The sequence below is a fragment of the Bacillus sp. CH_70 genome (genome assembly GCF_038007045.1).
GTDB classification, from domain to species: Bacteria; Bacillota; Bacilli; order Bacillales; family Bacillaceae_G; genus Bacillus_A; species Bacillus_A cereus.
In genome coordinates this window covers 1,311,104-1,334,139 of record NZ_JBBOWL010000001.1, presented here as the reverse complement: position 1 = coordinate 1,334,139, position 23,036 = coordinate 1,311,104, and the positions used below count along the sequence as shown (strand labels likewise).

The window sequence follows — 23,036 nt, the reverse complement described above, 5'->3', positions numbered from 1 at the left end:
GAATACAATAACATATCTCCAAAGGGGAGTAGCGTCCAAGAATATTTCTTGGAAACAAAGTCGTCATTACGTAGAACTTAGTTCTTCCGGCTTTGTTGGCATTTTTATTACATATGTCTAGCAAGACCTTTGCCTATTAACGGCAGAGGTCTTTTTTGTATTCATTTCCAAATTCTTCCAAAGTTAATAGGCAGGAGTATGGGGAAACTAAATAGTGGGGAAATTCTTCACTTATTTAGAACTTATAGAGATGAGAGGAGAATGTACATGGATGTATCATTATTATTGGAGTATGGTTGGGTATTACTCATCCTAATTGCACTTGAAGGGATTTTAGCGGCTGATAACGCTCTTGTTCTTGCAATTATGGTAAAACATTTACCAGAAGAAAAACGAAAGAAAGCACTATTTTACGGATTAGCGGGGGCATTTGTTTTCCGATTTGGATCGTTATTTATGATTTCGTTCTTAGTCGATGTATGGCAAGTGCAAGCAATCGGTGCCATCTACCTTATGTTTATCGCTGGTAATCACTTATTTAAAACATATGTTAAAAAGAATACAGATGAAGAAACAGAAGAAAAAGAAGCAAAGAAAAAACAAGAGAACTTCTGGTGGACTGTATTTAAAGTTGAAGTTGCTGATATCGCCTTCGCAGTTGATTCAATTTTAGCTGCGGTTGCACTAGCAATGACTTTACCAAAAACAGGATTAGGTACAATTGGTAGTCTAGATACTGGGCAATTCGTTGTTATCTTTGTAGGTGGACTTATCGGATTAATCATTATGCGATTTGCAGCAACTGCATTCGTACAAATCTTAAAACGTAAACCAGGACTTGAAACTGCAGCATTCTTAATTGTAGGTTGGGTTGGTGTGAAGCTAGCAGTTTATACATTAGCACACCCTGCATTAAATGTAATTCCACATTCATTCCCAGAATCCACTCCGTGGAAGCTTACATTCTGGATTGTATTAGTCGGAATCGCAGTTGGTGGTTGGTTCTTCTCAAAAGAAGTAGAAGTAAAAGTAGAAAAGAATTTAGACGAAAAAGCGCTGTAATTACAGCGCTTTTTCTTTTTCCTTTCTTCCTCTCAATGTCCAGAAAAAATTCCATTATACTATCTTTTGTAAACGTTTTCTTAACGTATGTATGTCCTTTTTGTGAAACATTGCACAAACTTATTGAAAGTGAGAACAATTCCATGTACTTTATTCATATAAGGAGTATTTATAGAAGATTTACTAAAGGAGCGTATTACTCATGCTAGAACAAGGACTAGATTATGTTGTCAAACTGGCTAAAAGCAAAAAGAAAATGCTAGATACAAACCCAATGCAATATTTCATTCGTGCTGCACTTGCGGGTATTTATATCGGTTTTATTATTGTACTATGTTTTAAATTAGGTAACTTTTTTCACATTGCAGATTCACCAGCAACTTATTTAGCTGCTTCTATGTTTTTCGGGATTGCTCTCGTACTTATTATATATGGCGGTGCTGAATTGTTTACTGGAAACACAATGTACTTTACTGTAGCAACTTTAAGAAAAGAAACAACTATTTCTGATACACTTCGTAACTGGGTTGCTTGTTATGCAGGTAACTTAGCCGGCGCGTTATTCTTTGCCTTACTATTTTACGCAACTGGAATTTTTGAAGCAATTGATCACGGTCACCTAATGAATAAAGTCGTTGAAGGAAAGATGAACACACCTACAATGCAGTTATTCTTTAAAGCCATTTTATGTAACTGGCTCGTATGTCTTGCTTGCTTCTTACCATCTCAGGTTAAAGGCGACACGGCAAAAATAATGGTCATGATGCTACTTGTTTTCACATTCTTCTTATCTGGTTACGAACATAGTATTGCAAACTTGTCACTCTTTGCTTTATCTTTAGTTTCACCACATCCTGAGACAATTTCTTTTTCAGGTGCTATTCATAACTTAATTCCTGTTACAATCGGTAACATTATTGGCGGATCAATATTTGTCGGTATGGTATACCACTACTTAACAAAAAAAACACCTGAAGTTCAACAGGAAGAAACTGAAATCGCAGCAGCTCAACAAGAAGAGATTATTCCTTTACAAGCACATATGAAACATTAAAAACTCCAAAGTTTTACTTTGGAGTTTTTAGCTTCCCACGTATTTAACAACAAGGTGAGGATTAATTTCTCCTTCTTCCTTTCCCTTATCCATTCTCTGTTTCATCTTGTGCATACCGATGACATCATTCGTATGAAGGTGAATTTCATTTACATATAACCCCTCTGTACAAAAAGCTTCTACAAAATCCAGTCCATTTTTTGCTCCCCATCCCATATTAAAATCAAGGGAAAGAATATTCACATCATAATCCCGAACCATTTGCAAAGCACATTCTACTGTAGTTGCGGGCACATACCCGAACGGGCAACTTCTTTGATCATCCATATATACGTTCATTTTCTATTCCCTCTCTAATTTGAATATACGGCCAATACATAACATATTGCCCCAAGACTAATAAAAGGACCAAATGGAATTGGTTTTCGTACTTCTATACGTTTTAATACGATACCCACCCCAAAGAAACAAAGACTGAAACAAGATGCTAAAAATAAAATGATAAAAACGCCTTTCACTCCTACTATAAACCCAAGTAACGAAAGTAGTTTTATATCACCTCCGCCAAGCCCTTCTGGATATATCTTTTGCATGCAATATAACAAAATGAATATAACACCACTACCAACTATACTATCTGTCCAAGTAACTAATTGTACAAAAACACTTTCAAGAATGAGTAAAACGGCAAACAAAATTAAAATACAATCAGGAATTAACATATATAAGTAATCTGTAACTGAAATAATAAGAAGTAGCGAAAAAAGGGATAAAATGATAATAAGCTCTCGTTCTATTCCAATCATATACACGGTAAGAAGAAATATACTTCCTGTTATACATTCAAATGCTACATACATAATTGGAATTTTCCTCTTACAATTCGTACAACAGCCTCTTTGTATATAAAATGAAATGATGGGGATTAGTTCTTTTGGCCTTAGCACATATTTGCAATAATAACAATGTGAACGCGGGGTAATAATAGACGCACCTAATGGAACCCTCATCGCAACTAGCATAAAAAAAGAACCAAACACCATCCCTGCTAACAGTGCATATAAATAAGTGAACATCCCTTCCTCTCCTTTCCCAAAAAACATAGCAAAAAAAGGAGAGAACTTCTACTTCATATTATCCTTTATTCTACTAAAAAGCAGGCCATTTTCTGGCCTGCTTTCCCCTCTTTTATACGATGAAATATACTGCTTTTAATGGTCCATGTACTCCGACAACAAGATTCATCTCAATGTCAGCCGAGTTACTTGGCCCTGTAATAAAGTTAATACAAGATGCCGCTGTCTCCCCATTTTCTACGCGTAAGTTCATATCCTGAACTGCTTGTGTAATACGAGGCACAAGTGTTTCACGTGGAATAATAGCAAAATATACAGTCGGTAAAAAGTGTAAAGAACGTCCTTGCCCTTTATGACTTTGTACAACAATTGTACCAGATTCAGCTAATGTATAATCACTAAATGCAATACCAATATTCGCTTTTTCAGCTAAACGCATATTTTCGTCTTTTCTCTCTGGATCCCATACGTTTACTTCAACGTCTCGCTTTGGAAGTTCCTCTTTAAATAAAGATGTTAAACCATATGCATCAAAACGCTCATCTGCTGATAATAAAATAGGTCCACCGCCGTTTTCCATGATTACTTTTTGAAGGTCTTCACCTAATCGGTCATTTGTCGTTTCTACTACAGTTGTATGAATGTTTGTACATTGCTTTTTAAACACTTCTAGTAATTCTTCTTGTGAACAATCTTTTAACGTTTCTATATTCACATTACTTTTCCATACTGGTCGCTCTACACCTTCTGTTTTACGCGCGCGCCCAAGTTCTTTTGCAATGTTATCTAGAAAGGCATCACGGTTTTGAATTAATCCTGTCATTATTTATCCCCGCCTTTCTTATGATCTTTATACCAATCACGGAATCGCTCTTTACTTGGAGCTGGGAATTCCCGAATATCCGTCCAGTTTTTAAGTGGTCCAACACCTTTTGATACACGATTACCAGATGTAAATGGACTCATTGCCGCTGGTGCCATTTTTGACCCCATTTTATATAAAGCAGCTGAAGAAGCACCCATACTAAACATTTTCATCGCTAGTTTTTCTGCAAGTGGTGCACGACCTTCTTGCTCAACAATAACTTGACGATGTTTTAATAATAAATCATGCAATGGAATTTTTACTGGACAAGCTTCTGTACATGCTCCGCATAAACTAGATGCATAAGGAAGCTCTTTGTAATCATCATATCCACCTAGAAGCGGTGTTAATACCGCACCGATTGGTCCTGAGTAAATCGATCCATATGAATGTCCACCAACGTGACGATATACAGGACATACATTAACACAAGCAGCGCAACGAATACATTGTAATACTGAACGGAATTCAGATCCCAGAATTTGAGAGCGACCATTATCAACAACAACTAAATGGAATTCTTCAGGTCCATCAACTTCCTCTTCTTGAATTGGTCCTGCTACTGTTACATAACTTGTTAATTTTTGACCTACTGCACTACGACATAGTAAACCAACTAAAACATCTAATTCTTCCATTGTCGGAACCATACGTTCCATACCCATTACCGCAATTTGTGTTTTCGGAATTGACATAACAAGATCTGCATTACCTTCATTCGTTACTAAACAAAGAGAGCCAGTATTTGCAACAGCAAAATTACAACCAGTTACACCAATTTCTGCATCCATAAATTTCTCACGAAGTTGTTTACGAACAAACTTTGTCATTTCATACGGGTCATCAGAATTTTCATAGCCTAGCTTTTCTTTAAATACATCGCGAATTTGCGTTCTATTTTTATGAAGTGCAGGTGCAATAATATGTGAAGGTGGATCGTTATCTACTTGCAAGATATACTCTCCTAAGTCACTCTCTAACACTTCACAGCCAATCTCTTCAAGCGCATGATTCATACTGATTTCTTCTGTTACCATCGACTTTGATTTTACTACTTTTTTCGCTTGTTTCTTTTTGGCAACGTCTTGAATATACTTTGCTGCTTCCTCTTTCGTCTTCGCAAAGTACACGTGTCCGCCTCTTTTTGATACATTTTCACTTAACTGCATTAAATAATAATCAAGATTTTCTAACGTATGTTGACGAATTTGTTCACCTAGTTCTCGCCACTCTTCCCAGTTTCCTAATTCATCTGCGGCTTTTAAGCGATTCGTATATAAACGCGTTTGTGCAGAAGAAACTGCTCCGCGCATAAACGAATCTTGAATTCCATCACCAACGCGATCATTAAATTTTTTCTCACTGATTTTCATAGACATAGCTTATGTTCCCCCTTCATGAGCGACTATTCAGTACCTCAGCAATATGCATTACTTTTACTTCTTTTCCTAAACGCTCAATACGTCCGCCAATGTTTAACAAACACCCACAATCTGCACCGATTAAATAATCTGCACCTGTTTCCATTACACTATCTACTTTTTCGTCTACCATTTGCTCAGAAATTGGAGTCATCTTAACTGAAAACGTTCCCCCAAACCCGCAACAATTTTGCACGTTTGGTAAATCTCTCACAGTTAATCCTTTTACATTTGATAATAAAATTCCTGGTGCTTCTTTTATTCCGAGCATACGTGTCATATGACATGATTTATGAATAGTAGCTATCCCTGGTAAACTTGCACCAACATCTGTAACTTTTAAAACATCTACAATAAACTGTGTAAATTCATAGGTTTTATCAGCAACTTTTTGTGCACGTTTAGCCCACTTTGGATCATCTTTGAAAACATGCGGATACTCATGAAACATTGTCGCACACGAACCAGATGGCGTAACGATATATTCTGCATCTTCGAAAGTTTCAATCATATGTTTCATCGCTTCTTTTGCTGCTTCTACATGGCCACTATTATAAGCAGGCTGGCCACAACAAACTTGTGCTTCTGGAAATTCAATTTCACAACCTAAACGCTCCAACACTTCAACTGTTGCTTTGCCGACATTTGTTTCGAACATATCGACTAAACAAGTAACAAATAAAGTAACTTTCATAACTATTACTCCCCCTTTTTACAACTTCGCCAACAAACATATGGTCATCAGATGACCGAGTAGAGAAGAAATAGGCTCAACCATGGCCTATCCTCTCCCTCTTCTAAAGAAAACGCTTACTTAATCTTTCTCTATTTTATCAGAAAATTAAATTTTTAAAAGATTAAATTACGAATTTATATCGTTTTTACCTGTGACAATATGTTCTACATTTGTTAAATGATCTAGCATTGCTTGCTGCGCTAATTCTACATCTTGTTTTAACACCGCATCATATATAACTTGATGCTCTTCTATAAGTCGTTCTGATGTCGTTTGTTCACCATATAAAATAATGCGTCTTGATTCACCAATCGTTTCAGCAATCATCTCTGAAACATGATTCATGAGTTCAAGCAAAATGTTATTATGCGAAGACTCTGCAATTCCCATATGGAATTGAAAATCGGCTTTTTCGCCAGCCTTTTCATCTCCAATGCTCTTTGCCATTTCATCTAACCAATGTTTCATATTTTGTAAATTATCTTCCGTACGTTTTGCCGCCGCTACTCGAACTGCCCCCACTTCAAGCACCTTTCGTACTTCTAATAAATTCAAAATATCTTCTTTCTTCATTAATAATCTATTGTTTAATGATTTCGTTAATGAAGAAGAATCGAAGTTCTTCACATATGTACCTTCTCCTTGTTTCATCTCAATTAAGCCCATCGCTCTTAGCGCACTTAGCGCTTCACGAACAGCAGATCTACCAACTTGAAACTGCTCAGCTAATTGATGCACAGGGAGTAGTTTGTCACCAGGTTTTAACGTACCATTTTTAATCATTGTTAAAATAGCTTCAGATACTTCTTCGTAAATTTTTTTCGGTTTAATAGATTTGTACTCCAGTTAAATCACCTCAGTATCTTCCAAACAACAATTGAAACGATTTATAAGAACTTTGCATCATAACTATTTTAGACCGAATTGATAAGAAGTACAAATGTTTTGTTCATAAAATAGTCAAATTTTCGATATTTATTACATATTAATTTATATTTTTACGTATAAAGTGAAACTTTAATCAGTAGGGGTTTTGTTCATCCCCCACTGATTATTAGCCCTCACCAATCGGGCTTTTACGGACAGCAGGGCCTCCACCTAACTTCTTTGCTTCCGTTGAATTTTGAGGTGAGGGTCTTACTGTCCGGCAAATAGCGGGATAAATATTTTCTTCAATATAAAGAACATGTCCTAAAAATTAGAACATGCCCCCCTCATCCTGTACATTCAGTTTAATAATAACCGTTGTTCCCTTATCTTTTTCACTTTCAATTTTCCACTGTCCACCATGTATATGAACAATTTGTTTCACAATAGCAAGGCCTAAACCTGTTCCACCGTGTTGACGACTTCTCGCTTTATCAACTCGGTAAAAGCGTTCCCCAAGATTCTCCAAATGCTCTATATCAATGCCAATTCCTGTATCTTTTATTTTCAATTCACAGTAATCATCGATTTGCTCTAAAGTTATAACGATATTTCCGTTTTGATTTGTATACCGTATCGCATTATCTAACACATTATGAAGCACTTGTTGCATACGATCCTCATCAATCATGACAATGATCTCTGGATTTAAATTGGTTGAAATATGAAGTTCCTTTTCTATAAACTTAATCTCATACGTATCTAATACGTCTTCAATCAGCTGTGAAAAAACGATAGGTTGCTTCTTTAACGGAAAGTGCTCACCTTCTAATTGTGCTAAGTCTAACAAGTCATGAACGAGACGCTGCATACGACCTGCTTCTTTATGAATTAGCTGCGTTACTTTTTCCTGCTGCGGTCCCTTAGCAACACCATCTAAAATAGCCTCGCTATACCCTTTTATATAACTAAGTGGTGTTCTAAGTTCATGCGAAACATTTGCTAAAAATTCCTTACGCTTTACATCTTCTGTTTCTAATGAATTGGCCATTTTATTAAATGCTTTTCCTAGTCGTCCAATCTCATCCTCTGAAGAAACTGTAATCCGCTCCGAGAAATCTCCCGTAGCCAAATGATTTGCAACCCGTTCCATTTGCGAAAGTGGCTTCGTAATTGCAATTATAATTTTTCTTCCAACCCATATAGTAATTAAAATCATAGCAATTGCTAACGGTGCTAAAATAAGACCCATATCATAGATTAAATCTTTTATACTTTTTAAAGGAATATACGAATAGACAATTCCGACTAATTTTTTATTTTCCAATACAGGGATGACAACCCCCATAATATTACGGTCAAAATGTTCTTCATATCCTATTTTTGTCACAGTTTTCCCATCTAATAGCGTTTGCCTATCTCCTTCACTTATAAGGGAATGATGATGCACATCAAAAGGCAAACATGCACTTAAATCACGCGGATTAGACACGAAAATAACGTCTGAACTAGATATTTGATCAAACGATCTTACTTTCTCTTCAAAAGTTGATATTCCTTCGTGCTTATCATATTGAGCAGCAAGATTTTTTCCTTCCATTACTAATGAACCTTTTAAATTATCAACGTATAGTTTTTCATACGAGTATAAAGATACGAAATAAAGAAAGGACACTGTTACACATACTGCACATACTACTGTAAGCCAAAGTTTTTGTACCATTGTAAACATACGTTACACCTCGAATTTATAGCCTACACCCCAAACAGTTTGAATGTAGTTTCCACTTTCTCCAAGCTTCAAGCGCATCGTTTTCACGTGCGTATCTACTGTTCTTGTACTTCCGGCATAATCATATCCCCATACCTTTTCAAGTAATTGCTCCCGGCTAAATACTTGTCCTGTATGCTGGCAAAGAAAATATAGTAAATCAAACTCTTTTACAGTAAGAGAAATCGACTCACCATCCGCCTCGATTCTTCTACTTTTTTCATTGATAAGAATTGGTCCAAATTGAATCTCTTCTTGCTGTTCTTGCTTTGTATATCTTCTTAGCACAGCTTCCATACGGGCAACTAATTCACCAGGACTAAACGGTTTTACAATATAGTCATCTGCTCCCATACGTAAGCCGTTCACCCTATTCCACTCTTCACCTTTTGCGGTTAAAAATATAATCGGCACATCTGACGTTTTTCTAATTTCTTTACAAACTGAAAGTCCATCCATTTCTGGCATCATTATATCTAATACAACGAAATCATAATGATCCGTTTCTAGTTTTTTAAGAGCCTCTTTTCCATTCTCAGCTTCTCCCCACTCATATCCAAAGTTATCCAAATACATTCCAACAAGCTGCCTCATATCACTTTCATCATCTACAACTAGCACTCTATATTTATTCATTGTCCTTCCCTTCCCTCTCTATGAGTTGAAACGGTCCTTTTCCGACTTTAATTGTTTGTTTTATTTTCAAATTCTTCATATCCATAACGCATACTTCATCACTATCATAACTTGCTACATATCCTTCTGCTCCGCTCTCCAAAAATGCAAATGGATTCGACCCTACTTCTACAGAAGCTATTTCTTTATATGTGCTAATATCAAACTTTCTAAGTGTATTCGACCCATGACTTAATGCATATACGTACTTACTATCCTTCGTTATATTCACAGGCATAAATGGGGCATGTAAAGAACGTACCATTTCTCCATCCTGCAAAGAATATACTAACACTTTCTCATTTACTTGATTTCCATCACCATGTCCGCCAATCCATATTTCTTTCCCATCAGGACTAATCGTCGCTCCTGTTGATGCTGGCGGAATCATAAAGGATTGAATAACTTCTTTTTTCTTCGTATCAATTGTCGTTAGTTTCGTATCATAAAAGTTTAGTACAGATAACCGATTATGATACTCTACCATCGTTATAGGCCCTTTTCCTGTTGAAACATTTCCTGTCTCTTTCCCATTTATCGTAAAGAACCTTACCTTTTGAGCATTTTGATCAGCAGCAAATAATTGTTTTTTATCTGCTGATACGACCACATTTACAATGCCTTTTCCAGTTTTATATTTTTCCACTTGCCTTCCTTCCGTTAGTGAATATACATACATATATTCTAATTGCTTACCGTATACAAGTATTTCCTCACCATTTGGAAGCAGTGTGATTCCGGCCATTGGCTCATTTAGTTCCCATGTCGTGATTAACTTTTTATCTTTTTTATCAATAAAACTAATACTGCCTTCTTTTATATTCGTTGTTATAATAACATTTTTATCTTTAGCAATTGGTGTATATGAACTTCCTTGACACCCTACTAATAGAAATAAAAAACAGAGAAGAAAAACATACTTTCTCAAAAGATTCCCTCCATCTTCGGATGATTTCGTTATAATTGTAAAATAACAAATAAATGTGTGGAAAGTGTGAAATTTTCCTTTCTTACTCAATTTACATATATAATGTACAACAAATAGAATTTGAGGTGTGTCAATTATGCTATTTCCTGATTTAGCGAATAAAATTGTACGAGAAGTACGCAGACTAATTACAGAAAGTATTATTATCATTAATATAGAAGGCGTTATTATCGCAAGTACAGATACAGAAAGAATTGGTCAATTTCATGAAGGTGCACTCCGCTGCGCCAAACAAAAGAAAACCGTCATCATTACAAAAGAAGATGAAAGGCAATTGCAAGGTGTAAAGGCTGGGATGAATCTTCCTTTATTATTTCATGATGAAGTAATTGGTGTCATTGGAATTACAGGAGAACCTGAAAATATTTCACGCTACGGAGAAATATTGCGTAAGATGACCGAATTATTAATTCATGAAAACTACTTTTTAGAGCAACTAGAACTTGAGCACCGTTCTTATGAAGCTTTCGTCTTTGATTGGCTTCAAAATACAGAGTGGTCCCCGAGTTTTCTTGATCGCGCCAAAACACTTGGCATTGATTTATATAAGAAAAAACAACTTATTTTGTTTTCTATTGGCAAAAATGACACGATGCTCCAGCGTAAAATATGGCAACACATACGTAATATTTTAACAAAAGAGCATCTATTTGTTCGTTGGGGAAATGATCGTTTTATTTTATTTACAGCAACGAGCTCCAAAGAGCAAACTTATCAATTTTTAAAACGGTTAAAACAAGACTGCGAAACTTTATTTTCTATTCCTTTATATATCGGGATTGGACAAACAGTTACCTCAAACAATATGAACATATGTTACGAACAAGCATTACGCGCTCTTTCTGTATCATTGGAAACGAAAAAAATTGTATTTAATGAAGATTTACGTTTAGAAATGTGTTTACAAGATATTTCTGCCGAAACGCGTGAACAATTTCTAGAGCGTACCATCGAAAACTTATTATCATTTCCTGAGCTTATGCATACTTTGCGCTTATTTATCGATTATAACCAATCTTATAAACAGACGGCTAAACAATTACATATACACATTAACACATTACATTACAGGCTAAAAAAGATTGAAGAACATACAGGACTTGATCCAAAACAATTCAAAGACTTAAACGTTTTATACTTCGCACTCCTCCTATTAGATGATCATACAAAAAAGAACGATAAAACAGATTAATCTTTAGATGATTATACATAGAAAGAATCCCTCGACTTTTTTATCATTATAATGAAAGCACTGTTACCACGTTGTTTATTATAACTAAACACGTTAACAGTTTGAGGGGGATTTCCAATGTTAGAAAAACAAATTATTCATTCATTCGTATCTATTGTTGGCGAAGATAATATAGATACATCCAATATGGGGCGTTTAACTTATAGTTATGATGCCACTCCAAACTTCCAAGCAATGCCTGATGCAGTCATTGCTCCTCGTAATACAAATGAAGTAGCTGAAGTGTTAAAAGTATGTAACACTCACAAAATTCCTGTGTATGTGCGCGGGTCTGGAACAAATCTTTGCGCAGGAACATGTCCACTTGAAGGCGGTATCGTCCTTATTTTCCGCCATATGAACAATATTTTAGAAATTGATGAAGAAAACTTAACAATTACTGTACAAGCTGGTGTCATTACACTTGATATTATTAAAGCGGTAGAAGAAAAAGGTTTATTTTATCCACCAGATCCAAGCTCGATGAAAATTTCTACAATCGGCGGTAATATTAATGAAAACTCAGGTGGATTACGCGGTTTGAAATACGGCGTAACACGTGATTATGTAATGGGGCTTGAACTTGTCTTACCAAATGGCGATATTATTCGCACTGGTGGTAAATTAGCAAAAGATGTAGCTGGTTACGATTTAACTCGGTTATTTATCGGTTCTGAAGGAACACTTGGCGTGGTAACAGAAGCTATATTAAAACTTGTTCCTATGCCTGAAACAAAGAAAACAATGCTTGCACTATATGAAGATATTAATGAAGCTGCACGTGCTGTTTCTTCTATTATTGCAAATAAAATCATTCCAGCAACACTGGAGTTCTTAGACCAACCGACAATTGAAGTAGTAGAAGAGTTTGCGCAAATCGGTTTACCAACTGACGTAAAAGCAATTTTATTAATCGAACAAGACGGCCCGCCCGAAGTAGTCAATCGAGATATTGAAAACATGGCTAACGTTTGCCGCTCTATGAATGCAGTTGATGTTCGCATTGCAAAAGATGAAACAGAAGCAGATGCGCTTCGTACTGCTCGCCGTAGTGCTCTATCAGCGCTCGCACGATTAAAACCTACTACAATATTAGAAGATGCGACTGTACCACGTTCACAAATCGCTCCAATGGTTGAAGCTATTAATGCCATTGCAAAAAAATATAATATTCCTATTTGTACGTTTGGACACGCTGGTGATGGTAACTTACATCCAACTTGTATGACAGATGCTCGTAATGCAGAAGAAATGCACCGAGCTGAACAAGCTTTTGCTGAAATATTTGCGAAAGCAATTGAACTTGGTGGCACAATTACTGGTGAACATGGTGTTGGTGCAATGAAAGCTCCATATTTAGAAATGAAATTAGGTAAAGAAGGTATTGCAGCTATGCAAGGAATAAAGCAAGCTTTCGATCCAAACAACATTATGAACCCTGGAAAAATGTTCGCGAAAGACACTCGAAAAAGAGTGGTGGTTGAGCGATGACCACATTAAATAAAGAAAATATTCAAAAAGAATTTAAAGAACGATTAAGTGAAGATGAGCTACTTAACTGTATGCGATGCGGTTTTTGTTTACCTACTTGTCCTACCTACATTCAATCCGGATATAAAGAGTCACATTCACCACGCGGACGTATCGCATTAATGAAAGCAGTCGTTGATGGTTTAATCGAACCAGATGAAGATGTTGAAAATACATTAAACGTTTGTCTTGGTTGCCGTGCTTGTGAGCCTGTTTGTCCATCTGGTGTAAATTATGGACATTTATTAGAAGAGGCTCGAGATATTATTAATCAAAATAAAAAATTCTCAATGCCAGTGAAAGCTGTTCGAAAAGTCGTTTTTGAAGGATTATTCCCCCATCAAAATCGAATGCGAACATTAACCGGACTAATCGGATTTTATCAACGTTCTGGTTTACAAACGCTAACACATAAAACAGGTATTATGAAGTTATTCCCTGAAACACTTGCAACGATGGATCTCGTTTTACCAAAAGTCCCTAAAATGAAAGCAATGAAAGATCGTCCTTCATTTTTACCTGCAGAAAGTACAAAGAAAAAACAAGTTGCATTCTTCGCAGGCTGTTTAATGGATACGATGTTTTTAGAAACAAATAACGCAACGATGAAACTTCTTCAATTAGCTGGTTGTGATATTGTTATTCCGAAAACACAAAGTTGCTGCGGTGCATTGCATGGACATGCTGGTGAAAAGAGTGGAGCAAAAGAATTAGCAAAGCGAAATATAAAAGCATTCGAAGATTTAAACATCGACTATATTATTACGAATGCAGGAGGTTGCGGAGCTTACCTCGTAGACTATGATTATCTTTTAAAGGATGATCCGGATTGGGCTGAACGTGCTAAGCAGTTTGTTTCTAAGATTAAAGATATTACTGCTATACTAGTAGAACTAGACTTCCATAAGCGAACTGACTTACGACTCACGCCGCAGGTTATTACGTATCAAGACTCTTGTCATTTACGCAATGTTATGCGCACATCTTCTGAACCTCGTATGTTACTAGAGGCTATCCAAGGTGCAACATATCGAGAAATGAAAGATGCCGACCGCTGCTGTGGCTCTGCTGGTATTTACAATATTGTTCATTCAGAGTTATCAATGGAATTTCTAGATTACAAAATGGACCGTGTGCATGAAACAGACGCAGCAACCATTGTTACTGCAAATCCAGGTTGTTTATTACAAATGAAATTGGGTATTGAGCGAGAAGGGCTTTCTCATAAAATGAGAGGAATTCACATTGTGGATTTATTATTAGAAGCAATTGAAACTAACTCGTAATAACTCGTAACATACGTAATAATAGGAAAACGGCTATCTCCTTCGTCTATGTAAAGAGATAGCCGCTTTTTTGTCTGCTACAACATTAAAAATATGTTACTTTATTATAAAAAAGAACAACAGAAACATTACAGTTTTGTAAAAATCAATCCATTATATTCCTCAAAAAATCGCTCAAACCATTGATACAATAGGATTCTTCATTTTCTATTTAGGTAACTTTATCCAAAAACCCCCTCTTAAAACCAAGTATAAAAACACTATAAATTCCTTTTATACTCTATATTTCTCTTATTTTTGCTCCCTTCTTCTCTTAGGATAAATTAGGTAATTTTAAAGTCTATGAATTTTTTTCCATCTTTTTTCTCGCAAATTGTATGCTACGATGAATTTGTCAGTCAGACAGGCTGTCAAAAACAAATCGTGTGAAAACAAATTAAAACTTTATATAGGGGGACACACATCATGAAAAAGCGTGTTTTATTATCTGTAGCTGCTGCAACAGCTCTTACTTTAGGAGTATCTTCTCTAGATGCACAAGCTGCAACAGTACAACCATCTAACATAAAGGTTCAAAATATTCAGCATTCAAAAGTGATGATGAAGCAAATGAGCCAACAAGAACTACAAGCATTCTTACAATCTATGGGAGTTGAATCATTAGCACAATGGCAACAAGGAAACTTCCAACCAAACTGCTTCATTCCTGGTCAACAACCTACTGAAAATGTTGTAACTGAGCAACCAACAGCTAAGCCAGAAACTCAAAAGCCTGCTGAGCAAAAACCTGCCGAGCAAAAGCCTGCTGAAGAAGTTCAAAAACCAGAAGCTCAAAAGCCTGCTGAAAACAACAATACGCAAAAACCTGCTGAACAAAAACCAGCTGAGCAAAAGCCTGCTGAAGAAGCAAAATCTTTAAGCGAGTTCGAACAACGTGTTGTTGAATTAACAAACGCTGAGCGTGCAAAACAAGGTTTACCAGCACTAAAAATCGATACTGAATTAAGCAAAGTAGCACGTATTAAGTCTGAAGACATGCAAAAAAACAACTACTTTGATCATAACAGCCCTACATACGGGTCTCCGTTTGACATGATGAAGAAATTTGGTATTTCTTATACATCTGCAGGTGAAAACATCGCTCAAGGCCAACGTACACCTGAAGAAGTGGTACAAGCTTGGATGAACAGCGCTGGACACCGTGCAAACATCTTAAATAACGGCTTCACTCACATCGGTGTTGGTTATGTAGAAAGCGGCAACTACTGGACACAACAATTTATTACAAAGTAAATAGATTAAAAGAGTCTTCTCATAATGAGAAGACTCTTTTTTAAGTTTCATAACTTTCTATTATGTATGAATAGAAAATATATAACATAAATAGCATAGATCCACAGCTTATTACACTAAGCAATACATAAAATCCCCACTCTAAGTTCAAAAACAATGAAAACAATATGCCACATGCCATCACTTGAAAAATCCGTCTACTTACTAAACGAATTTTTTGTAATTTAATTGGGTCTTTTTCTTTGCCTTTTATTTTCTTAAATTCTTTACTCAGCATAAAAAGAAACATACTAATCCCAATCGTTAATCCTGTTTGAAAGGATATCAAATCCTCAAAATTAATAAAGAGGATAAGCATATGAATAAACAACATAAATAACGTAATTTTCTTTATAAATCCGTCTATAATACCATGCTCTCTTTCATTAAACTTAAATATATTATGTGAAATAATATACAAAAATCCATATGAAAAAATAATAAAACAAGGAATAAATGCTACAACAACTTGTTTACTCATAAACTCGTTTGGCTCACCATTTACATTCCAATGTACTGCCATACGAGTTGGTAAATAGGGATAGAGACATAGAGTAACTAAAAGACAAGCGAAAAATATTCCAAGTACATACTTATATTTGATCAAGTGATTCTCACCTCTCTTTTCTCTTAACGGCTTCGCTCCTTTTAGAGAAATCCCTGCAAAAATCTACTTTTTTCAAATTAAAACTTATACTTTACGCATTTTCTTTTTGAAATTCTCTTATTTTATTATCTAACTTTGTAGGAAACAGCACATCAACTTCAATCGCTTCTTTCGTAATTGGATGCAAGAAATTTATCTTCATCGCATGCAATGCTTGACTGGACATATATTTTGTTTGTCCACCATATAATACATCCCCAACTAGTGGATTACCATTATGGCTCATATGAACACGAATTTGATGCGTTCTACCCGTTTCTAATTGTAACGTTACGAAAGTCGTGTTTTGCTTCTTAAAATACTTTTCTACTTTATAATATGTGATAGCTTGGTCACCTTTTGGAGAAATACGACGCCTTGTAGCATGATGGCGATCCCTTCCAATAGCAGCATCAATCGTTCCTTGTTTCTTCTTTACTTTCCCTTCAACGAGCGCTGCGTACGTCCTTTTAATTTTTCGTTCCATTAATAAACGATCCATAATTGCACCAGCAATTCTATGCTTAGCAAATACGACACCACCTGTCGTATCTTTATCTAAACGATGAATATGACGCACCTTCGTCTCTAAACCTTGCATTTGAAAATGAAAAGCAACAAGATTTGCAAGCGTCCCGGTTCCACCTTTTTCAGCAGGATGTGTGTCCATTTTCTCTGGTTTATTTACGATGAGTACGTGATCATCTTCGTATACTACATGCAATTCACCATATTCTGGATTCACACCGTACTCTTCCTCCGCAAACATATGAACTTGTAACTTATCGTTCTCTTTTAAAAGCTCGTTCCATCTTCTTTGTTCTCCGTTAACCGTAACACCTTTTTCCATACGAAGCTGATGTAATAGCTTTTTCGGTATTTCCCATTCTACTTTTAATACCGATTCAATACTTATACCATTCCATTTAGCTGGAACGGTAATTTCACACCATTCGCCCTTTTTCTTTGTTTCCATACTGTTTATCACCTTATTTCTATTGATTCTCTCATTGTAACGGAAAACACACTTTGGTGCACCGTCAAAAATAGAGGACAGTCTTATAATAGACTGCCCCTCAAGCTCTAAGTCTTTTCATTTCTAACAATACTTCTTCAGCTTTTTGTTCATACGATAAATCTTTAAAGAAATCCGCCAACCTTTTATAGTCATTGTAAGCATCTAATAAATCATCCATCCTTTCTATTTTCATCACTTGTTGTTTTTGTTTCATTTTTACTGGATAACGATAACCTGATACTTCTTGTATTTTGTAATACTCATCCTCTACTTGAACGACCTTTACAAGTTCTTCCTCCTCTGCATCCATCGTATACCCGTCAAATTCTCTAAGTAGTTCATAAATGATATGAGTCCATTCATCTTTTGGATAAAATCCCTTTTCTAACCGATAACCGACAATGCGATACATATGCCCATCGTTTTCTGCAAACTGTACTGTATCATTTAACTTAAACTTAAAATAACGAAACATTGCCTTCACCTACTTGTATGTAATGTTCTTATCACATACTATTTGCAAAATGTAGGTCTTGCTATTCATAAAAAAATGCTCATCAATATGATGAGCATTTTTTTACGATGATTTTTCTCGTTTTTTTCGAAATGGTAACCACCAATTCCAGTCTCCAAATAACTTCATTAAGCTTGGAACGAGCATAAGACGAATAATTGTTGCATCAAGAAATATTGCTAATGCCACGCCAAGCCCCATCTGCTTTACTGGTAAAATATCAGTAAATGCGAATGCACCCGTTACAACAATCATAATTAATGCAGCTGATGTAATGATTCTACTTGTTGAAACGAGCCCTTCTAACGTTGCTTGATCGTTATCTCCTGTTTCTTCATAGAGCTCGTGAATACGTGAAATAAGAAATACTTCATAATCCATACTAAGCCCAAATACGAGGCCAAAAATGAAGATTGGTAAGACAAACAGAACCGGACTCGCTTCTAAACCGAAATGACCACCTTCAAATAACCAAACAACAATTCCAATGGTTGCACTCAAACTAAGTATATTCATAATAATTGCCTTAATTGGAATGAGTATAGATCGGAATGCAAATAATAATATAACAAAGGTCGATCCAAATATAACAGACATACCAATTACAACTTTATCTTTAATTTCATCTTCTAATTCTTGTTGAAACGTCGTCATTCCGCCTAGATAATACGTAACATTCGTTTCTTTATAGTTCTTTTTAAAGTCACGCACCCACTGTTTTGCAGTCTCTGTACGTGGTTTTGTTTTCAAAAAAACTTCTATCGTCGTCTTATTCCCTTTTGTGTATGCTTCAAATACAGGAGTTAGTTTTGCTGCTTCTGGCGACTGCAATATTCCAGCAACTTGTTCTGCTTTCATTCCAGTTAACCCGTCGTATAAACTTCTTACTTCATGTACTTTTTTATCATCTTTTAACTTTTGAACGACTTCTTCTATCTTTTGTAGACTTTCTTTTTCTTTCATATCTTTTTTCGTCTCTACAACTAACGTAACATCAGCGTGTGTTTTGACAGTTTTATTAAATGCTTCTTCATACTTTTCATATGCAATCCTTGTATCACTCTTTTCAGGTAAAGCTTCAACACTAGGGAACTGCAAATTAGCTGTACGTAACGGTAATAAGCAAATAACAATAAATGTTGTAACAACAACAATCATTGCAATTGGATGTTTCATCACAAATTGTGCAAATTTACGCCATGCTTTTGCCGGCGTATGTGCTACTTGATTCTTTTTTAATATTTTTTTACCGATTAACGATAATAACGCTGGAAGAAGTGTGAGTGAGAATAAAATACTCATAATCACAACAATCATTCCGCTAATTGCGACAGATTGAATATAATCTATCTTAAAGAAAAACAAACCGGATAACCCAACAAATACGCATAATCCTGAAAATACAATTGCACGTCCTGCCGTCTGATATGTAATTGCTATCGCTTCTTTTACCGTTCGTTTAGCAACTTCCTCTCGAAAACGGTTCACAAATAATAGCGCAAAATCAATAGATAGTGCAAGTCCAATCATCGGTGCAACGTTTAACACGAAAATAGATAGTTCTTTATCCACACCGATGAAATACAATATACCCATCGTGCTAATAACACTAAGCGCTCCATTCAAAATCGGTAAAATTGATGCCAAAAGGCTACCAAACGAAAATAGTAATACAAGAAACGCAATTGGTAATCCAATCATTTCTGCTACTTTTAAATCATTTTGCGTTCTTTCATTAATCTCTTGATTAATTTTCGGAAATCCTGTAGGTGTTACTTTTAATGCTACATTACTTTCTTTCTCAATCTCATTAGCAAATTGTAATGTCTTTTCCATTCTTTCTTTATTTGTTTTCCCGGAAAATAAAATTGTCGCATAACCGATGTCATCTTGTAGCATTTCTTTATTTTGGATTGGGTGATGGAAAGATTCATAGTTCTCTTTCTCTTGAACATTCTTTACAATTTCATCTATTCGCTTTTTAAATTCCTCATGCGAAGCATCTTTATTTTTCTCAAAAACGAGCAGAAGCGTATCTTGAGACTTCTTAAAATCTTTATCTAAAATTTCTTTTGTTTTTTGATAGTCTCCTTCCGTTTGGAAACCGTCACCACCTAATACTCCCGGTAGCTTTGGAGCAAAAATCCCAAGTGCGATTGCAAGCAACAGTAACGCTACAATTACTGTATAACGAAATTGATACAAAAAAGCTCCTAACTTCCCCCACTTATCAACTTTATGAACATTTGTCTTCACACATTTTCACCTACTTTAAATAATTCAATTGTCACTTATACTGTATCATATCTTTATACAAACAAAAAACGCCTAGGAACACTATAATGATAGTTTTTCCAGGCGTTTTTTCTATCTCTCTTTATTAAGCCCCAATCTCTCAGTAAGTAAACGATGATAGTAAATAGCGATAACTAACAAAATACCACCTACGCAGTAACCAGCTAAAATATCAGTTGGGTAATGTACATTTAAAATGACTCTACTTAATCCAATCGATAGGATTACTATACCCATCAAAATCGTTATGACACATTTCCCAGCTATGCTTTTCAAATTAGCAGCAATGATATAAGCAAGAAATCCAAATGTCATAATCGATAGCATTGCATGTCCACTAGGAAAACTATATCCAAGTGCATCTAACGCTTCATTTAATGACGGACGTTCTCTCTTTACAATCTCTTTTATCCCTTTATTCACAAGATGTGTTATTAAAATTCCCATTGGATACACAATCATCGCAGCATAATAACGCTGCTTCCAAAAAACAAGCAAACTTATAACGAGCGTAGCAGCTATCCCAATTGCTGACCCCAATTTTGTAAAGTACGAGAAAAATGTAAGGGAACTTTCCGTTTGTAGCCCTTTTACTAATCCGCGGACATATGTATCCATTACTGTAACGCCACCTGCATGTACGCGCCAAGCAACAATACTAAATACAGCAAATAATAAACCGATACATATTACCTCATACTGATGTAACTTCTTCTTCAAACGATTTCCTCCTACTATGAAAAAATGCGATTTCTACTTTAGAAACCGCATTTTCTTACTTATTTACCTTTTGTTTTTAGCTCTGTCCAGTAACGATCATAGTCTTTTAACTTATCGTCTACATCAACAAGCCATTCTGTACGATCTAACTCTTCTTTCGTTAAGAAAATCATGTGATTATCACGGTATTCTTTACTATGAAGAGGATGAGCTTTTTCATTTGGATTACTGTAACCAATTGACTCATAGTTTTTCACACTTACTTTTTCATCAAGTAAGTAGTTCATAAACTTCTCAGCAAGCTCTTTATGTTTTGCACCTTTTGGAATTGCTAACGTATCAGCCCAAATTGTGCCGCCTTCTTTTGGTACAACGTATTCTACATCTTTATTATCTTTTGCGATAAATGCTGCATCTCCAGACCAAACTGTTCCGATCCAAGCATCTTCTGTAATGAATTTTTGTTTAATGTTATCTGTATCAAATGCTAATAAGTTTGGAAGCAGCTTCTTTAAATCATCTGCTGCTGTCTTTAACTCTGCATCTTCTTTTGTACTGTTTGAGAACCCGTGCTTCTTAAGACCCACTCCTAATACTTCACGAGAATCGTTTAATAACGTTACATGTCCTTTATATTTCTCATTCCATAAGTCAGCCCAGCTTGTAGGTGCTTCTTTCACATACTTTTTATTGTATGCAATCCCTGTTACACCCCAAGTGTACACTAAAGAATATTTATTCTCTGGATCAAACGCAGGTGTTTTGAAATTAGAAACCATGTTTTCGATATTTGGGATATTCTTTTTATCTAACGGCGCTAATAAATCCATTTTTGCCATTGTTTTAACCATGTAATCAGATGGTTGAATTAAATCATACTTTGCGCCACCAGCTTGTAATTTCGCAAGCATTTCTTCGTTACTTGCGTACTTATCATAGTTAATTTTCACATTATACTTCTTTTCAAAATCTCTTAGCACTTGCTCATCAAAATTGTCAGCCCAGCTATAAATATTTAATTCTTCTTTCTTTTCACCACAACCAGCAAGCACACCAGCAACAAGGCTAAAGCTAATTGCTGCGCCAGCTATTCTTTTCATTAATTTCATCGGTTTATTACCCCCTCGTACTTTCTATATCGTTCGTATTATAAAGGAAGGTGTCCTCCAGAGTTTTCTTCACCATCTGCACCTTTGTTACGGAAGATTTCAGATAGAACCATTAATCCTACGATAGCAACAATTAAAATTGTAGAAAGAGCATTAATTTCTGGTGATACTCCGCGCTTAACCATACTGTAAATGTATAATGGCAATGTTGTTGATCCTGGTCCTGATACGAAGAAACTAATTACAAAATCATCAATTGATAATGTGAATGTTAATAATGCTGCTGAAATAACTCCCGGTGCAATTGCTGGGAACGTTACAAAACGAAACGTTTGCCAAGGCGTTGCTCCTAAATCATTTGCAGCTTCTTCTAAGTCACGTCCCATACTTGAAAGACGCGCAGCTAAAATAACAACAACAAACGAAATACTAAATGTAATATGTGCAATAATAATCGTTGTTTGTCCAAGTTCCATTCCTAGCTGACTGAAAAGAATTAGTAAAGATAATCCCATTAAAATATCAGGAATTAAAATTGGTAAATATACAAGGCCATTAATAGCCCCTTCGAAACGATATTTATAACGATGTAAAGCAATCGCAAAGAATACACCAAGTACCGTTGTCACAATCGTTGTTATAACTGCAATCGTAATACTATTTACAAATGCATCAATAACATCTTGTTTTTGAAATAAATCTGTATACCAATGGAATGTAAAACCTTCCCACTCCGCATTAATGCGAGAGTCGTTGAAAGAATAGACCATTAAAACCATCATTGGAAAATACAAGAATAACAAAATTAACCAAGAATAAGAAACTAAAAACTTCTTCATC

At 35.6% G+C, this 23,036-nt stretch carries 22 protein-coding genes and 1 riboswitch; of the genes, 6 read left to right on the top strand and 16 right to left on the bottom strand.

Features of this window, described 5'->3' with window-relative positions:
- Positions 1 to 11 precede the first annotated feature (11 nt).
- A riboswitch (yybP-ykoY riboswitch) is annotated at positions 12 to 177 on the top strand.
- 90 nt (positions 178 to 267) lie between these two features.
- Positions 268 to 1,062, top strand: a complete 795-nt coding sequence (locus N2V79_RS06815) for a TerC family protein (RefSeq protein WP_000383326.1) — start codon at positions 268 to 270, stop codon at positions 1,060 to 1,062.
- A 202-nt stretch (positions 1,063 to 1,264) separates the two neighbouring features.
- Positions 1,265 to 2,116 carry a formate/nitrite transporter family protein gene (locus N2V79_RS06810; protein ID WP_340719736.1) on the top strand — a complete coding sequence of 284 codons (852 nt, stop codon included), beginning with the start codon at positions 1,265 to 1,267 and terminating at the stop codon, positions 2,114 to 2,116.
- A 27-nt stretch (positions 2,117 to 2,143) separates the two neighbouring features.
- On the opposite strand, the gene N2V79_RS06805 is transcribed toward N2V79_RS06810, so the two are convergent.
- From N2V79_RS06805 to N2V79_RS06765, 9 genes are all read right to left on the bottom strand, one after another.
- Positions 2,144 to 2,455, bottom strand: coding sequence for a cyclic-phosphate processing receiver domain-containing protein (locus N2V79_RS06805; protein WP_001103762.1), 312 nt, complete (start codon positions 2,453 to 2,455; stop codon positions 2,144 to 2,146).
- 14 nt (positions 2,456 to 2,469) lie between these two features.
- Positions 2,470 to 3,192 (bottom strand): prepilin peptidase, encoded by a 723-nt coding sequence (locus N2V79_RS06800; RefSeq protein ID WP_340719735.1) that lies wholly within the window; start codon positions 3,190 to 3,192, stop codon positions 2,470 to 2,472.
- Positions 3,193 to 3,304: 112 nt separating this feature from the next.
- Positions 3,305 to 4,015, bottom strand: coding sequence for a LutC/YkgG family protein (locus N2V79_RS06795; protein WP_000147182.1), 711 nt, complete (start codon positions 4,013 to 4,015; stop codon positions 3,305 to 3,307).
- On the bottom strand, positions 4,015 to 5,436 hold the full coding sequence (locus N2V79_RS06790; RefSeq protein ID WP_000061930.1) for a LutB/LldF family L-lactate oxidation iron-sulfur protein: 1,422 nt from the start codon (positions 5,434 to 5,436) through the stop codon (positions 4,015 to 4,017). The genes N2V79_RS06795 and N2V79_RS06790 overlap by 1 nt, the downstream gene beginning before the upstream one ends.
- Positions 5,437 to 5,452: 16 nt before the next feature.
- Complete coding sequence (locus N2V79_RS06785) at positions 5,453 to 6,172, bottom strand: (Fe-S)-binding protein (protein WP_000869147.1); 720 nt, start codon at positions 6,170 to 6,172, stop codon at positions 5,453 to 5,455.
- Positions 6,173 to 6,340: 168 nt separating this feature from the next.
- A complete protein-coding gene (locus N2V79_RS06780; RefSeq protein ID WP_254904515.1) occupies positions 6,341 to 7,030 on the bottom strand; it encodes a FadR/GntR family transcriptional regulator in 690 nt (229 codons plus the stop codon).
- Positions 7,031 to 7,412: 382 nt separating this feature from the next.
- The gene (locus tag N2V79_RS06775) at positions 7,413 to 8,813 is read right to left on the bottom strand and encodes a sensor histidine kinase (RefSeq protein ID WP_053564942.1); all 1,401 of its coding nucleotides are present in this window, start codon (positions 8,811 to 8,813) and stop codon (positions 7,413 to 7,415) included.
- A 3-nt stretch (positions 8,814 to 8,816) separates the two neighbouring features.
- The gene (locus N2V79_RS06770; protein WP_001046397.1) at positions 8,817 to 9,488 is read right to left on the bottom strand and encodes a response regulator transcription factor; all 672 of its coding nucleotides are present in this window, start codon (positions 9,486 to 9,488) and stop codon (positions 8,817 to 8,819) included.
- Positions 9,481 to 10,455 (bottom strand): YncE family protein, encoded by a 975-nt coding sequence (locus tag N2V79_RS06765; RefSeq protein ID WP_053564943.1) that lies wholly within the window; start codon positions 10,453 to 10,455, stop codon positions 9,481 to 9,483. Before N2V79_RS06765 ends, N2V79_RS06770 begins: the two co-directional genes overlap by 8 nt.
- Before the next feature lie 136 nt (positions 10,456 to 10,591).
- On the opposite strand from N2V79_RS06765, the gene N2V79_RS06760 reads away from it, so the two are divergent.
- The 4 genes from N2V79_RS06760 to N2V79_RS06745 all read left to right on the top strand — a co-directional run bounded on the left by N2V79_RS06760 (position 10,592) and on the right by N2V79_RS06745 (position 15,855).
- Positions 10,592 to 11,707 carry a CdaR family transcriptional regulator gene (locus tag N2V79_RS06760; protein WP_340719734.1) on the top strand — a complete coding sequence of 372 codons (1,116 nt, stop codon included), beginning with the start codon at positions 10,592 to 10,594 and terminating at the stop codon, positions 11,705 to 11,707.
- Positions 11,708 to 11,824: 117 nt separating this feature from the next.
- Positions 11,825 to 13,237 carry a glycolate oxidase subunit GlcD gene (gene glcD, locus N2V79_RS06755; protein WP_340719733.1) on the top strand — a complete coding sequence of 471 codons (1,413 nt, stop codon included), beginning with the start codon at positions 11,825 to 11,827 and terminating at the stop codon, positions 13,235 to 13,237.
- Positions 13,234 to 14,562, top strand: a complete 1,329-nt coding sequence (locus N2V79_RS06750; RefSeq protein ID WP_000209624.1) for a (Fe-S)-binding protein — start codon at positions 13,234 to 13,236, stop codon at positions 14,560 to 14,562. Before glcD ends, N2V79_RS06750 begins: the two co-directional genes overlap by 4 nt.
- Positions 14,563 to 15,027: 465 nt before the next feature.
- Positions 15,028 to 15,855, top strand: coding sequence for a CAP domain-containing protein (locus N2V79_RS06745; protein WP_016513122.1), 828 nt, complete (start codon positions 15,028 to 15,030; stop codon positions 15,853 to 15,855).
- 40 nt (positions 15,856 to 15,895) lie between these two features.
- Here N2V79_RS06745 and N2V79_RS06740 read toward each other — a convergent pair whose 3' ends face one another.
- The 7 genes from N2V79_RS06740 to potC all read right to left on the bottom strand — a co-directional run bounded on the left by N2V79_RS06740 (position 15,896) and on the right by potC (position 23,035).
- Complete coding sequence (locus tag N2V79_RS06740) at positions 15,896 to 16,501, bottom strand: DUF1648 domain-containing protein (protein ID WP_000599010.1); 606 nt, start codon at positions 16,499 to 16,501, stop codon at positions 15,896 to 15,898.
- 91 nt (positions 16,502 to 16,592) lie between these two features.
- Positions 16,593 to 17,516, bottom strand: a complete 924-nt coding sequence (locus tag N2V79_RS06735) for an RluA family pseudouridine synthase (RefSeq protein WP_340719732.1) — start codon at positions 17,514 to 17,516, stop codon at positions 16,593 to 16,595.
- A 100-nt stretch (positions 17,517 to 17,616) separates the two neighbouring features.
- Positions 17,617 to 18,033: a hypothetical protein gene (locus tag N2V79_RS06730; protein ID WP_000490302.1), complete on the bottom strand. Its 417-nt coding sequence runs from the start codon at positions 18,031 to 18,033 to the stop codon at positions 17,617 to 17,619.
- 102 nt (positions 18,034 to 18,135) lie between these two features.
- Entirely contained in the window at positions 18,136 to 20,328 is a 2,193-nt protein-coding gene (locus N2V79_RS06725) for an MMPL family transporter (RefSeq protein ID WP_053564949.1), read from the bottom strand.
- Positions 20,329 to 20,439: 111 nt separating this feature from the next.
- A complete protein-coding gene (locus N2V79_RS06720; RefSeq protein WP_016513124.1) occupies positions 20,440 to 21,087 on the bottom strand; it encodes a phosphatase PAP2 family protein in 648 nt (215 codons plus the stop codon).
- Positions 21,088 to 21,146: 59 nt separating this feature from the next.
- Positions 21,147 to 22,196 carry a spermidine/putrescine ABC transporter substrate-binding protein PotD gene (potD, locus tag N2V79_RS06715; RefSeq protein ID WP_000772490.1) on the bottom strand — a complete coding sequence of 350 codons (1,050 nt, stop codon included), beginning with the start codon at positions 22,194 to 22,196 and terminating at the stop codon, positions 21,147 to 21,149.
- A 38-nt stretch (positions 22,197 to 22,234) separates the two neighbouring features.
- Positions 22,235 to 23,035, bottom strand: coding sequence for a spermidine/putrescine ABC transporter permease PotC (gene potC, locus N2V79_RS06710; protein ID WP_000714190.1), 801 nt, complete (start codon positions 23,033 to 23,035; stop codon positions 22,235 to 22,237).
- Position 23,036 lies beyond the last annotated feature (1 nt).

Bases quoted from the DNA above. Each gene is read 5' to 3' on its own strand.
- N2V79_RS06815 (WP_000383326.1), top strand. From the start codon at position 268: ATGGATGTATCATTATTATTGGAGTATGGTTGGGTATTACTCATCCTA.
- N2V79_RS06810 (WP_340719736.1), top strand. From the start codon at position 1,265: ATGCTAGAACAAGGACTAGATTATGTTGTCAAACTGGCTAAAAGCAAA.
- N2V79_RS06805 (WP_001103762.1), bottom strand. From the start codon at position 2,455: ATGAACGTATATATGGATGATCAAAGAAGTTGCCCGTTCGGGTATGTG.
- N2V79_RS06800 (WP_340719735.1), bottom strand. From the start codon at position 3,192: ATGTTCACTTATTTATATGCACTGTTAGCAGGGATGGTGTTTGGTTCT.
- N2V79_RS06795 (WP_000147182.1), bottom strand. From the start codon at position 4,015: ATGACAGGATTAATTCAAAACCGTGATGCCTTTCTAGATAACATTGCA.
- N2V79_RS06790 (WP_000061930.1), bottom strand. From the start codon at position 5,436: ATGTCTATGAAAATCAGTGAGAAAAAATTTAATGATCGCGTTGGTGAT.
- N2V79_RS06785 (WP_000869147.1), bottom strand. From the start codon at position 6,172: ATGAAAGTTACTTTATTTGTTACTTGTTTAGTCGATATGTTCGAAACA.
- N2V79_RS06775 (WP_053564942.1), bottom strand. From the start codon at position 8,813: ATGTTTACAATGGTACAAAAACTTTGGCTTACAGTAGTATGTGCAGTA.
- N2V79_RS06770 (WP_001046397.1), bottom strand. From the start codon at position 9,488: ATGAATAAATATAGAGTGCTAGTTGTAGATGATGAAAGTGATATGAGG.
- N2V79_RS06760 (WP_340719734.1), top strand. From the start codon at position 10,592: ATGCTATTTCCTGATTTAGCGAATAAAATTGTACGAGAAGTACGCAGA.
- glcD (WP_340719733.1), top strand. From the start codon at position 11,825: ATGTTAGAAAAACAAATTATTCATTCATTCGTATCTATTGTTGGCGAA.
- N2V79_RS06750 (WP_000209624.1), top strand. From the start codon at position 13,234: ATGACCACATTAAATAAAGAAAATATTCAAAAAGAATTTAAAGAACGA.
- N2V79_RS06745 (WP_016513122.1), top strand. From the start codon at position 15,028: ATGAAAAAGCGTGTTTTATTATCTGTAGCTGCTGCAACAGCTCTTACT.
- N2V79_RS06735 (WP_340719732.1), bottom strand. From the start codon at position 17,516: ATGGAAACAAAGAAAAAGGGCGAATGGTGTGAAATTACCGTTCCAGCT.
- N2V79_RS06730 (WP_000490302.1), bottom strand. From the start codon at position 18,033: ATGTTTCGTTATTTTAAGTTTAAGTTAAATGATACAGTACAGTTTGCA.
- potD (WP_000772490.1), bottom strand. From the start codon at position 22,196: ATGAAATTAATGAAAAGAATAGCTGGCGCAGCAATTAGCTTTAGCCTT.
- potC (WP_000714190.1), bottom strand. From the start codon at position 23,035: ATGAAGAAGTTTTTAGTTTCTTATTCTTGGTTAATTTTGTTATTCTTG.